Origin of the sequence: Enterobacter sp. BIDMC109 (genome assembly GCF_001037885.1) — a bacterium.
Classification (GTDB): Bacteria; Pseudomonadota; Gammaproteobacteria; order Enterobacterales; family Enterobacteriaceae; genus Enterobacter; species Enterobacter hormaechei_C.
Map to the genome: position 1 here is coordinate 3,339,043 of NZ_KQ090002.1, position 12,785 is coordinate 3,351,827.

The window sequence follows — 12,785 nt, forward strand, 5'->3', positions numbered from 1 at the left end:
CAAAGTTAAACTTTGGCAGCCGGATAACCTGATGCCATAAGGCTTTCCTCTCCCTCCCCTCAGCAAATTTATCAAAATCTGCCTTTTTTCATGCTTATTGCCTTTTTATTGTGATTTCAACAATTATTCATAAACATAAGCGTAAAAATTGTCATAAACTATTAATCGGCTTTTTGGTATTTGCACCAAAAATGGATCACCCATCGCGAAAGGAGACGGAATGCACCACGCCACACCGCTTATCACCACCATTGTTGGTGGACTTGTGCTCGCTTTTATTCTCGGCATGATTGCCAATAAACTGCGTATTTCGCCCCTTGTAGGCTATTTGCTGGCGGGCGTGCTGGCAGGGCCCTTTACGCCGGGTTTTGTCGCAGATACCAAACTGGCGCCTGAGCTGGCGGAATTGGGCGTGATCCTGCTGATGTTTGGCGTCGGACTGCATTTTTCCCTGAAGGATCTGATGGCGGTAAAGTCGATCGCCATACCGGGAGCGATCGCCCAGATAGGGGTGGCGACGCTGCTGGGCATGGCGCTTTCGGCGGTGCTGGGCTGGTCAATCATGACCGGTATCGTATTTGGGCTGTGTCTTTCAACCGCCAGTACCGTGGTGCTGCTGCGCGCGCTTGAAGAGAGACAGCTGATAGACAGCCAGCGCGGACAAATCGCGATAGGCTGGCTGATTGTTGAAGATCTGGTAATGGTGTTGACGCTGGTTCTGCTGCCTGCCGTTGCCGGGATGATGGAAAAAGAGAATATCGGCTTCGCCTCGCTGGCGCTGGATATGAGCATTACCATCGGTAAAGTCGTGGCGTTTATCGCCATCATGATGCTGGTGGGCCGCCGTCTGGTGCCGTGGATCATGTCCCGCAGCGCCGCCACGGGCTCGCGTGAACTGTTCACGCTTTCGGTCCTTGCGCTGGCGCTGGGCATTGCCTTTGGCGCCGTCGAGCTGTTTGACGTCTCCTTTGCGCTGGGCGCGTTCTTCGCCGGGATGGTGCTGAACGAGTCCGAGCTGAGCCACCGTGCCGCGCACGATACCCTGCCGCTACGTGATGCATTCGCGGTGCTGTTCTTTGTCTCCGTCGGGATGCTGTTCGACCCGCTGATCCTCATTCAGCAGCCGCTGGCCGTGCTGGGTACGCTGGCAATCATCATCTTTGGTAAGTCCGTTGCCGCCTTCTTCCTGGTACGGATGTTCGGTCACTCGCCGCGCACGGCGCTGACCATCGCCGCCAGCCTGGCGCAGATTGGCGAGTTCGCCTTTATTCTTGCCGGTCTGGGGATGGCCCTGAACCTGCTGCCACAGGCGGGGCAAAATCTGGTGCTGGCGGGGGCGATCCTCTCCATCATGCTAAACCCGGTATTGTTTGCCCTGCTGGAGAAATATCTCGAGAAGACCGAAACCCTCGAAGAGCAAACCCTGGAAGAAGCGATTGAGGAGGAGAAACAGATCCCCGTAGATATCTGCAACCACGCGCTGCTGGTCGGTTTTGGCCGCGTCGGCAGCCTGCTCGGTGAGAAGCTGATGGCCCAGGGGATCCCCCTGGTAGTGATTGAAACCTCCCGCACTCGCGTCGACGAGCTTCGCGAGCGCGGCATCCGCGCGGTGCTGGGCAACGCGGCTAACGAAGAGATTATGAATCTGGCCCATCTGGACTGCGCTCGCTGGCTGCTGCTCACTATCCCGAACGGTTACGAGGCTGGCGAGATTGTCGCCACAGCCCGTGAAAAATGCCCACATATCGAAATCATTGCCCGCGCCCATTATGATGACGAAGTGGAGTACATCACCGAGCGCGGCGCGAATCAGGTGGTGATGGGTGAGCGTGAGATTGCGAATACAATGCTGACAATGCTGACGAAACCGCCAGTTGAAGAGGCGGTGACGGGTTAAGTTTTGTGCGGCCTGATGCCCTCACCCTGGCCCTCTCCCACAGGGAGAGGGAACAAACACTAAAAACGGCAACCACGGGTTGCCGTTTTGCTTTTACCTGTCCCAATACGCCTCTTCGAGGCTGTCTTCCCGTTCCGGCAGCCCCCGCGTTAAGCGCGGTGAATGCTGGTTCAGCACCTGATAACTCACGCGGTTCGCGTACTTGCACACCTGCGCCAGCGAGGAGTAGGTCAGCCAGTTGAAGGTATGTTTGCTGGAATTCGGCACATTGGTTTTGTGGTAGGCGTTGGCGGTGATGTCGTGCAGCAGCGCGGCCAGCGCGCCGTCGCCCGCGCCGTTGGTGTTCATGATCTTCTCGGGGCCACCCATATACGGTGCGATGTGGGAGAAGATACGCAGCGGGTTGATGCAGTCTTTATGACGCATGGCGCGGCTGAACTCGTACTGGTTAAATTCGGCGATTGCGCCCGGCAGCAGCGGGTGCTGGGTTTTCCGCTTGCTCTCTTCTTCCGTAAAGCCCGCCATGTACAGCCCGACCGGCCCGGCGGTGCAGAGCACCAGATCCACCCAGTCCAGCGCCTTATCAGACGCCAGCAGCGGATCGCTTTCGCCGGTCAGCGCTTCGGCTTCTTCTTCATTCATCGCCAGAATCGAGACGTGTTCTTTCAGGAAGGCCTGCCACCACTCCGGGTTGTCGGCAATGACGAATTTGGTGCCCAGCGTCAGAACCACAGGCACGTTGTATTTCTTCGCGTACTCAATTGCCTTCATAGTTGCGTCCGGCATTGGTTCGCCCGGCTTGCAGCGCACCAGATAGGAGGTCAATACCAGCGCAGACGCGCCCGCGATCACCGCTTCCGGGATACTTTCAGCGCGCAGCTTGTTCATATGGCCGGGGCTGATGGCAAAGGTACGCTCGCCGGAATCGCTTATCAGCGTAAAGCAGCGGCCAATCGGCCCGTCAACGCCCTGTAAATAGTTCAGATCGGTGCGGCTGGAGGTATTGCACAGGTAGCGGTAGGCGTAGCCACCGATTTCGATATTGCTGCACATCACGCCAAGCAGCACCGAGCGGTCGTCTGCCAGGACGGAGTAGTTGTGCATGGTGTTGCCGATGGTGCCGCCGGCAAACTGGTGGGTGATAAGATTTTCGCGCACCAGCTCCTGATACAGCGCTTCAGCAACGTCATCCTCAATCACCAGCGAGTGCCCGGCGCTCAGACCGTAACGTGCGACAAACGCATCATCCACTTTGGCTTCAATGTCCACCAGCGTCTGATCGATACCGACCACCCAGGCAGCGCTGGTTTCGCTTTCCTGCTGAATTTGCTGTAACAGCGGATCGCGGGCATCGACGGGGAAATAGTGTTTGGACTTACGTTTACCGGGAAATTTCATGGTCTGAACTGTGCAAAGAATACGGGCCGGGAATGGTAGCACAAACCCGGCCCGTAACGCGATCAGCGGCGGGTGGTGACCAGTGAGACCATCATGTCGATGTGTTCAGGGGAGTCGTTAAGCGCAGGAATGTATTCGTATTTCGTTCCGCCCGCCTCCATAAAGAACTCTTTGTTCTGGACAGCAATCTCTTCCAGCGTTTCCAGACAGTCCGCCGAGAAGCCCGGCGACATCACCTGAATGTGCTTCACGCCCTTCTCGCCCAGCATTTTAAGCGTTTCATCAGTATACGGGGTGAGCCACGGTTCACGGCCGAAGCGCGACTGGAAGGTCATCATCACCTTCTCAGGCGGCAGGCCGAGGGCGGAGACCAGCTCGCGGGTGGTATCGCGGCAACGCTGGGGGTAATCATCCCCTTCGTTCGCGAAACGCTGCGGAATACCGTGATAGGAGAGCAGCAGCAGATCCGGCTCGCCGTGTTTTTCAAACGACGCGCGCGCGCTGCTGGCAAGCGCCTGAATGTACAGCTCGTTATCGGCGTAGTCGCGGATAAAGGTGATACCCGGTACACGGCGGCGGGTCGCCAAAATGCGCGCCAGTTCGTCCCAGACGGCAGCCACCGTGGAGCACGAATACTGCGGATAAAGGGCCAGCACCACAATGTGTTCAACGCCCTGCGCCAGCAGAGAGTCGACGGCGCTTTCCAGGGACGGCTTACCGTAGCTCATGCCGAGCGCAACGGGCATGTCCGGCAGGCGGGCGGCCAGCGCCTTCTCCTGACGACGGCTGTATACCATCAGCGGCGAGCCCTCTTCCATCCACACGGACTGATAGAGCTTTGCCACACGCGGGGAACGAATCGGCAGAATGACGCCACGCAGCAGTGGCCACCACAGCAGTCTTGGGGTATCCACGACGCGCGTGTCGCTTAAAAATTGTCGCAGGTAGCGTTTGACCGCCGCTGGAGTAGGTGCTTCTGGGGTGCCCAGATTGGCAAGCAGGATGCCGGTTTTCGCCTGACTCATTCACGCCTCTTAACCATTTGATAGGCTGTCAATTGTAGCGGAAATGCGTTTAAACGAAACCCATTGCTGTAATAGGTAAGATGAGAATTTTTCTCACCCGGGGCTCCGGGTGAGAGCGGTGTGCTTAGCCGAGGATTTTTTCCAGCTCTGCACGTACGTCAGCCACGGCTTTTGTGCCGTCCACTTTCGCGTATTTGGTGTTACCCGCCTGCGCTTCTTTGGTGTAGTAGCCGATCAGCGGTGCGGTCATCTGATGGTATTCCACCAGGCGTTTACGCACGGTTTCTTCCTGATCGTCTTTACGGGTGGTCAGCTCTTCGCCGGTCACGTCGTCTTTGCCTTCAACCTTAGGTGGATTGAATTTGATGTGGTAAACGCGGCCAGAGGCAGCGTGCACGCGACGACCAACGATACGGTCAACGATCAGCTCGTCCGGTACGTCGAACTCCAGCACGTAATCCACGTTGATGCCCGCTTCTTTCATGGCGTCAGCCTGAGGAATGGTGCGCGGGAAGCCGTCCAGCAGGAAACCGTTACGGCAGTCTTCCTGAGCAATGCGCTCTTTAACCAGCGCGATAACCAGTTCGTCGGTCACCAGTTTGCCTGCGTCCATGATGTCTTTCGCTTGTTTACCCAGCTCGGAGCCAGATTTAACAGCGGCGCGCAGCATGTCACCGGTGGAGATTTGCGGAATACCGTATTTCTCCATGATGAACTGAGCCTGAGTTCCTTTACCCGCGCCCGGAGCGCCAAGCAGAATAATACGCATTGCGAAAATCCCCTCAAAAGTCGATTCAATTTTTCAAAAAGCGCTAAACAATACCACCAGAACGGGTATGGCTCAAGGAAGGCGGGAGGGCTGAAACGGTTAACGGGGGGAGATAATTTGGCTTCGTGCGGTCTGGTGCCCTCACCCTAACCCTCTCCCACAGGGAGAGGGAACTCTTTCACCCTCTCCCTGTGGGAGAGGGCCGGGGTGAGGGAAGATTACGCCAGCAGCAGCGCATTCACACGTTTAATGAACAGGTTAGGATCTTCCAGCGTACCGCGCTCGGCCAGCAGGGACTGATCCAGCAGCAGTTCAACCCACTCCGCAAAGCGGGCGTCGTCCTGGGTATCCGCCGCGCGTTTCACCAGCGGGTGATCCGGATTAAGCTCAAAGATATATTTCACATCCGGCACGGCCTGGCCCGCCGCAGCGAACAGTTTCGCCATCTGGGTGCTCATTTCGTCCGCATCGGTGGTGACAATGGCTGGCGTATCGGTCAGACGGTGCGTGAAGCGCACCTCTTTCACGCGGTCGCCCAGCAGCGTTTTAACGCGCTCAACGAACGGCTCCAGCGCCTTCTCGGCTTCTTTCGCGCTGTCGTCCACTTCATCCGCCAGCTTATCGATAGACTCGTCGGCTTTGGCAACGGACTGGAAGGATTTACCGTCGAACTCGGTCAGGTAGTTCATCATCCACTCGTCGATGCGGTCAGACAGCAGCAGCACTTCGATGCCTTTCTTACGCAGCAGTTCCAGATGCGGGCTGCTCTTCGCTGCCGCATAGCTGTCGGCGGTGATGTAGTAGATCTTCTCCTGCCCTTCTTTCATGCGGGAGACGTACTCTTCCAGCGACACGGTCTGGGCGGAGGAGTCGTTGTGCGTAGAGGCGAAGCGCAGCAGTTTAGCGATAGCTTCCACGTTCGCAGTATCTTCCGCCGGACCTTCTTTCAGCACCAGGCCAAACTGTTTCCAGAAGGTCTGGTATTTTTCCGCATCGTCCTTCGCCAGTTTTTCCAGCATCTGCAACGCACGTTTGGTCAGGGCGTTGCGCAGGTTACGGGTGACGGTGCTGTCCTGAAGAATTTCACGGGAGACGTTCAGCGGCAGATCGTTGGAGTCTATCAGGCCACGCACAAAGCGCAGGTAGTTCGGCATGAACTGCTCGGCGTCGTCCATGATGAAGACGCGCTGCACGTACAGCTTCAGGCCGTGCTTGTGATCGCGGTTCCACATGTCCCACGGCGCCTGCGCCGGAATGTACAGCAGGCTGGTGTACTCCTGTTTCCCTTCCACACGGTTGTGGCTCCAGGTCAGCGGATCGGTGAAGTCGTGGGCGATGTGCTTGTAAAACTCGTTGTACTCGTCGTCTTTAATTTCAGCTTTATTACGCGTCCACAGCGCCTGCGCCTTGTTGATTTTCTCCCAAGAAACCACGGTTTCGCCGTCTTTCTCTTCCTGTTTTTCAATCTCTACCGGCAGCGCGATATGGTCGGAATATTTGCTGATGATGGAGCGTACGCGCCAGTCGTTCAGGAAATCGTCTTCGCCTTCACGCAGGTGCAGGGTGATTTCGGTGCCGCGATCCGCTTTGGTGATGTCATCAACGGTGTACTCGCCTTCACCTTTAGACTCCCACAGCACGCCGTTCTCGGCGCTGTCGCCCGCGGCGCGGGTGCGCACGGTGACTTTGTCCGCCACGATGAACGCCGAGTAGAAGCCTACGCCGAACTGACCGATCAGCTGGCTGTCTTTCGCCTGGTCAGAGCCCATGGACTCAAGGAACGCTTTGGTGCCGGATTTGGCGATGGTTCCGAGGTGGTCAATCACCTCGTCGCGGTTCATCCCGATGCCGTTATCGGCGATGGTCAGGGTGCGGTTCTCTTTATTAAACGAGACGCGCACGCGCAGCTCGCCGTCGCCTTCATACAGATCCGGGTTAGACAGCGCGCGGAAGCGCAGCTTGTCCGCCGCATCAGAGGCGTTGGAAATCAGCTCACGCAGGAAGATTTCTTTATTGGAATACAGGGAATGGATCATCAGGTGCAGAAGCTGTTTTACTTCTGACTGGAAACCACGGGTTTCTTGTCCTTTCATCTAAGTCGACCTCAACAATGCCATTTAATGGGGTTGTAAAACGTTGAGTGAGAGATGGGGATAAGGGGAGGAATTTTCAAGCGGAGGCCGCGCGCGCAGCCTCCGTTTGGTCAGAAAATAATCTTGTGACGTCCGGCCAGCGAGTGTGACAGCGTGGTGCCGTCGACCATCTCCAGCTCACCGCCGACCGGCACGCCGTGGGCGATGCGGCTGGCGTCAACGCCGTACTGCGCGCACAGCTCGGCGATGTAGTTGGCGGTTGCCTCCCCTTCCACCGTCGGGTTGGTGGCGAGGATCACCTCTTTGATGGTTTCCGACTCCAGGCGCTGCTCCAGGCGATCGAGACCGATATCGTCCGGGCCGATGCCATCCAGCGGGGAGAGATGCCCCATCAGCACGAAATAGCGGCCGGAAAACTGCCCGGTTTGTTCGATGGCGTAGATGTCCGCCGGACTCTCCACCACGCAAATCTGACCGTTTTCCTGACGACGCGGGTTCGTGCAGATGTTACATACGTCCTGCTCGGTAAAGGTCCGGCAATCCGCACAGTGGCCAATTTCTGACATGGCGCGGGTCAGAGCCTGCGCCAGGCGCATCCCGCCGCTGCGGTCGCGCTGCAATAGCGTAAACGCCATACGCTGCGCCGACTTCGGGCCAACGCCCGGCAGGCAGCGCAGTGCTTCCATTAACTGCGTGAGCAGCGGACTGGTTTGCATCAGAATGGCATCTTAAAGCCCGGCGGCAGTTGCATACCGCTGGAAACAGAGGCCATTTTCTCTTTCTGGGTTTCGTCGATACGGCGAGCGGCATCGTTAAACGCGGCTGCAACCAGATCTTCCAGCATCTCTTTGTCGTCTTCGAGCAGGCTCGGGTCGATTTCAACGCGACGGCAGTTATGCGCACCGTTGATGGTCACCTTGACCAGACCGGCACCGGATTCACCCGTGACTTCCAGCTGAGCGATCTCTTCCTGCATCTTCTGCATTTTTTCCTGCATCTGCTGAGCCTGCTTCATCAGGCCACCCAGACCGCCTTTTCCACCAAACATAGGCTTCTCTCTTCTTTCACGTTAAGGATTACAACCGTAAGTCAGACTCACGATCAAATGGGGCGAATACTCTCTTCATCCAGATCGGCGTCGAAGAACCGGCGCAGGGTCTGGATGTTGTTATCCGCAATTATCGCCTCGCGCGCCTGCGCGAGCTTCTCTTCATAAATGGCCTGACGCCACTCGAGCGGCGTTTTCACCGCCGGATTATCATCTTCAATGATAGTCAATTCAACCGGTACACCCTGTAATGCGGTAAGCGCCTCGGCCAGCGCCTTTTGCGCGCCAGGGGAGTTGAGGTGCCGCTGGCCAGGGCGCAGGTGCAGACGCACCTGATTACCGTCCTGCTCTTTCCAGGCGTTCAGCGCGACCTGCTCCACCAGCTTCGGCAGTTGCAGTTTGCTGACCTCGGCGGCCCAGGCGTCGCGCTCGATGGACTCTTCCGCGAGCTTCGCGGATAGCTCCGGCGTTTTTTCATGCTCCAGCGCCTTTTTCAGCGCTTTTGGCGTGGCGACCACTTCCTTGACCGTTTCAACAACGGTGGTCGCCTTCCAGCGGTATGCCTCTTCTTTCGCCGGGGCTTTTTGCTCGAGCGCGGACGGTGCCGGACGCGACTGCACGCGCTCCGTTACCGAGGCCAGTCGTTCAAGCGCGGCGTTGTTCACCGGCCGCGCTCTTGCAGGCGCTGCCGGTTCACTCTTTTTTGGTTTGGTTGCTCCCTGCGCACGTTGCAACTGGCTTCGTGCGGCAAGCACCGAACTGGTGGCATCCGACAGCGGCACGTTTTGCGGCGGCGGCGATGCCGGTTGCGGTGGCACCTGCTGCGGTGACATTACCGCGGTCGGCGCAACCGGCGCAAAGGACTGCCGGGGCGTTTCCGGCTCCGGCAATGGCTTGCGCGGATGGAAGGCCAGCGCGCGCAGCAGCGTCATTTCAACGCCCATCCGGCGATCCGGTGCAAACGGCAGCTCTTTGCGGCCAATCAGCAGCGTCTGATAATAAAGCTGAACGTCAGCCGGCGGCACGGTGCGCGCAAGTTCACGCATCCGCTGTTCAATGGTCGCCATGTCCGCGCCAATGGCCGACGGAGACAGTTGCAGCATCGCCACGCGGTGCAGCAGGCTGAGCATCTCGACCAGCAGCGCTTCCCACTCAATGCCACGGGCAGCGGCGTCGTTGACGAGGGTCATTACCCGCTCACCGTTGGCGGCAATCATCGCTTCAATAAGCGACAGCGCCTGATCGTCATCCAGCGTGCCGAGCATAGTACTGACCGCGTCGGTGGAGAGTTTACCGTCACCGCTGGCAATCGCCTGATCGGTCAGGCTCAACGCATCGCGCAGGCTGCCGTCCGCGGCACGGGCCAGCAGTTGCAGCGCACGCGGCTCGTGGACAATGTTCTCTTCATCGAGGATATGCTCAAGCTGAGCGCGGATCTGCTCAACGTCGAGCGCCTTCAGATGGAATTGCAGGCAGCGCGAGAGGATCGTGACCGGCAGCTTTTGCGGATCGGTGGTCGCCAGCAGGAATTTGACATGCGCAGGCGGCTCTTCCAGCGTTTTCAGCAGGGCGTTGAAGCTGTGGCGCGACAGCATGTGCACTTCATCGATCAGATAGACCTTGAAGCGGCCGCGCGCCGGGGCGTACTGCACGTTGTCGAGCAGATCGCGGGTGTCTTCCACTTTGGTGCGCGAGGCGGCGTCGATCTCAATCAGATCGACAAAACGCCCCTGCTCGATCTCACGACAGTTGTCGCACACGCCGCACGGGGTGGCGGTGATCCCGGTTTCGCAGTTCAGACCTTTTGCCAGCAGACGGGCAATAGAGGTTTTACCGACGCCGCGGGTGCCGGAAAAAAGATAGGCGTGATGGATGCGACCTAGCGACAAGCCGTTCGCCAGGGCCGTCAGCACATGTTCCTGACCGACAACGTCAGCAAAGGTTTGTGGTCGCCATTTACGGGCTAACACCTGATAACTCATGGGCAGGCTCTGCAACGCTGGAAGGTGAATTAATGGAGGGGAATGCTATCACAACCTCACCCATTGAGCGAGGTTGTGAGATACGGGATTAATGTCCCGGGAATGGCACCAGGCTGTAGCTGGTAATACCCTGTTTTTCCAGGCGCTGCTCTCCGCCGAGATCGAACAGGTTGATGATGAATGCCGCGTCGGTCACTTCCCCGCCCAGACGACGGATCAGCTTCACGGTCGCTTCGATGGTGCCGCCGGTTGCCAGCAGATCGTCCACCACCAGCACTTTGTCGCCTGGCTTGATGGCATCAACGTGAATTTCCAGCTGATCGGTGCCGTATTCCAGCTCATAGCTCTCAGCAATGGTTTCACGCGGCAGTTTGCGCGGCTTACGCACCGGCACAAAACCCACGCCCATCGCCAGCGCAACCGGTGCGCCAAACAGGAAGCCACGGGCTTCAGTACCTACTACTTTGGTGATCCCGGCGTTTTTATAACGCTCAACCAGCAGTTCAATGCTGAGGGCGTACGCTTTCGGGTCTTCCAGCAAGCTGGTGACATCGCGGAAAAGAATGCCAGGTTTTGGATAGTCCTGGATACTTTTGATGCTATTTTTCAGATATTCAAGCTGCTGTGCAGTTGCGGTCATCGGTTTGTGCCTAAATGAAACAGTGTTACTCACGGCGCGCGACGAGTCGGTCAAAGTAACAGTTGTTTAACCTTTGACCAGGCGCACCTGTGCTCGAAAACGGTCGAATTTACTGGCTGTGCGCCATAATTGCAACCGCCATGATGAGGCTTCAGTGCTTTTGTTGCTTTTCATCAACCACGGGGATCCGCCACATAAAGATCAGCAGGCAAACCAGGATCGCCAGCAGCAGAATGCGCACCCACATCATTTTCACCAGCCATAACGAGACGGCGAAGGTGATCAGGATGAAGGCAATGGCGCGCGGCTTAGCCCCGGGCGGCATGGCCCGGTGTTTTTGCCAGTGCCGCAGGTAGCCGCCAAACCACGAGCGGTACAGAAGCCAGTGGTGAAAACGCGGCGACGAGCGGGCGAAGCACCAGGCGGCCAACAGGATAAACGGGGTGGTCGGCAGCAAGGGTAAAACCACACCCAGCGTGCCCAGCACTACCGCGAGCCAGCCAATGATGATTAAAATAGTACGCTGCATAATGCGAATCGTTATCAAACTGAACGGCTACTTTACCACTGGAGAGCGCCTTGAAAACAGCACTGCTTCTTGAGAGGCTGCAAAATCAGCTGATCGCGCTGCGGGCGCAGGCCACGCCGTTGATGGGCCACGCCACGCTGAAACCGCGCTTTGACCGACAGCTCTTCCGCACCCGCAGCACCGTCATTGAGGATTATCTTGCTGAAGCGCAGACCAATCTCGACGAGCTTCGTCACGCGGTTGAGAGTGAACAGCAGGAACAGGTCGCGTGGCTTGCGGAGCATCTTACCGAGCAGATCACCGCCCTGCACCGGGAAATCGCCGCCTGGCCGTTACGGGCGTGGGACAGCGCCTCGCCGGGACTCGGAAAATGGCAGCGCAAGCGGCTGGAGAACCAGGAGTTTGAGCGCCGTCTGTTTGAGATGAAGCGCGAGCGCGAAGCCCGCCTGAACACCAGCGAAACGCTGGAAGAGCAGCAGTTATTAATGCGTGAAATCAGCGCGCTGGAAGGCCGCATCGTCCGCTGCCGTCAGGCGCTGGATGAGATTGAACGCGTCATCGAACGCCTGACCCGTTAACAGGAGCCACTGATGTCACTGGAAAATGCCCCCGACGAGGTCAAGCTGGCCGTCGATTTAATTATGCTGCTGGAGAATCACGAGATCCCGGCGGAGACGGTGCTGAAAGCGCTGGAGATTGTGCGACGAGATTTTGAGGGGAAACTTCCCCCTCACCCTACCCTCTCCCCTGTACAGTCCGGGGACATGGTAGACAGGTGTTCGGGGACATGGTGAACACTTTTTAACATCCTTTACCCATGATGATCGACTTTTTCTTCAGGTCGATCATCCCCACTTTCGTGCTGTACCACCATACTTCATAGCAGCCGTCCTCCTGTGTCTCCCTCAGCCCCACACGCTCTCCCCTGAAGGCCTTCCCTGCGTTCAGACTGATACCCTGTATGCTCAGCTTCCCGCTGATATCCACCTTCCTGACCACCACGCCTTCATCGTACTCCGGTGGGGGTGTGCCGGCGCGGTACTGCCGCGCAGACGGCTGGTATCTCGAGGCCGGTACTGCCATGTCCAGCGCTTCATGTGGCCGTTCAAGGTTGTACACCGTCCGCCAGTGGTCGAAAGCGCGCTGCAACTCACCGCTGTCCGCGAACCATCTCTCCTGTAGCACTTCCGCCTTCAGGCTGCGGTGAAAACGCTCCAGCTTGCCCTGCGTCTGCGGATGGTAAGGCCGGGAATGGCCCACCCGGATACCGTGGCGCATCAGCCACAGCTCCAGCGCCGTCCAGGTGCCGGTGGTGTCACCCCACGGCGAGCCGTTGTCCATCGTCATCCGGTCCGGCAGGCCGTAACGCTCAAACACGCTGACCAGTTGCTGCTGCACGGTCTC

The 12,785-nt window shown here is 57.9% G+C and carries 13 protein-coding genes and 1 other annotated feature; of the genes, 3 read left to right on the forward strand and 10 right to left on the reverse strand.

Going from position 1 to position 12,785, the window contains the following annotated elements; translation table 11 throughout:
* Positions 1-220: 220 nt before the first annotated feature.
* Positions 221-1,897 carry a YbaL family putative K(+) efflux transporter gene (gene ybaL, locus SK62_RS15810; protein ID WP_017383218.1) on the forward strand — a complete coding sequence of 559 codons (1,677 nt, stop codon included), beginning with the start codon at positions 221-223 and terminating at the stop codon, positions 1,895-1,897.
* Between the two features lie 93 nt (positions 1,898-1,990).
* On the opposite strand, the gene SK62_RS15815 is transcribed toward ybaL, so the two are convergent.
* The 9 genes from SK62_RS15815 to SK62_RS15855 form a co-directional block, all read right to left on the reverse strand.
* Positions 1,991-3,295, reverse strand: a complete 1,305-nt coding sequence (locus SK62_RS15815) for an inosine/guanosine kinase (RefSeq protein ID WP_017383217.1) — start codon at positions 3,293-3,295, stop codon at positions 1,991-1,993.
* A 62-nt stretch (positions 3,296-3,357) separates the two neighbouring features.
* The gene (hemH, locus tag SK62_RS15820) at positions 3,358-4,320 is read right to left on the reverse strand and encodes a ferrochelatase (protein WP_047718967.1); all 963 of its coding nucleotides are present in this window, start codon (positions 4,318-4,320) and stop codon (positions 3,358-3,360) included.
* Between the two features lie 124 nt (positions 4,321-4,444).
* Positions 4,445-5,089, reverse strand: coding sequence for an adenylate kinase (gene adk, locus SK62_RS15825; protein WP_006809841.1), 645 nt, complete (start codon positions 5,087-5,089; stop codon positions 4,445-4,447).
* Positions 5,090-5,307: 218 nt separating this feature from the next.
* Positions 5,308-7,182 (reverse strand): molecular chaperone HtpG, encoded by a 1,875-nt coding sequence (htpG, locus tag SK62_RS15830; RefSeq protein WP_032670453.1) that lies wholly within the window; start codon positions 7,180-7,182, stop codon positions 5,308-5,310.
* A 110-nt stretch (positions 7,183-7,292) separates the two neighbouring features.
* The gene (gene recR / locus SK62_RS15835) at positions 7,293-7,898 is read right to left on the reverse strand and encodes a recombination mediator RecR (protein WP_006809843.1); all 606 of its coding nucleotides are present in this window, start codon (positions 7,896-7,898) and stop codon (positions 7,293-7,295) included.
* On the reverse strand, positions 7,898-8,230 hold the full coding sequence (locus SK62_RS15840; protein ID WP_003858972.1) for a YbaB/EbfC family nucleoid-associated protein: 333 nt from the start codon (positions 8,228-8,230) through the stop codon (positions 7,898-7,900). Before SK62_RS15840 ends, recR begins: the two co-directional genes overlap by 1 nt.
* A gap of 53 nt (positions 8,231-8,283) precedes the next feature.
* Positions 8,284-10,212, reverse strand: coding sequence for a DNA polymerase III subunit gamma/tau (dnaX, locus tag SK62_RS15845; protein ID WP_017383214.1), 1,929 nt, complete (start codon positions 10,210-10,212; stop codon positions 8,284-8,286).
* Positions 8,890-8,954 (reverse strand) — a sequence feature (DnaX frameshifting element). (Overlaps the previous gene by 65 nt.)
* Before the next feature lie 88 nt (positions 10,213-10,300).
* Positions 10,301-10,852, reverse strand: coding sequence for an adenine phosphoribosyltransferase (gene apt / locus SK62_RS15850; RefSeq protein ID WP_000127359.1), 552 nt, complete (start codon positions 10,850-10,852; stop codon positions 10,301-10,303).
* A gap of 151 nt (positions 10,853-11,003) precedes the next feature.
* Positions 11,004-11,381, reverse strand: coding sequence for a DUF454 family protein (locus SK62_RS15855; protein ID WP_015571246.1), 378 nt, complete (start codon positions 11,379-11,381; stop codon positions 11,004-11,006).
* A gap of 50 nt (positions 11,382-11,431) precedes the next feature.
* On the opposite strand from SK62_RS15855, the gene priC reads away from it, so the two are divergent.
* Both priC and rsmS read left to right on the forward strand, forming a co-directional pair.
* Complete coding sequence (gene priC / locus SK62_RS15860) at positions 11,432-11,959, forward strand: primosomal replication protein N'' (protein ID WP_017383213.1); 528 nt, start codon at positions 11,432-11,434, stop codon at positions 11,957-11,959.
* A 12-nt stretch (positions 11,960-11,971) separates the two neighbouring features.
* Positions 11,972-12,175, forward strand: coding sequence for a pleiotropic regulatory protein RsmS (rsmS, locus tag SK62_RS15865; RefSeq protein ID WP_047718970.1), 204 nt, complete (start codon positions 11,972-11,974; stop codon positions 12,173-12,175).
* Positions 12,176-12,182: 7 nt separating this feature from the next.
* Here rsmS and SK62_RS15870 read toward each other — a convergent pair.
* A partial coding sequence (locus tag SK62_RS15870) for an IS481 family transposase (RefSeq protein ID WP_048249917.1) occupies positions 12,183-12,785 on the reverse strand: 603 nt, incomplete at its 5' end.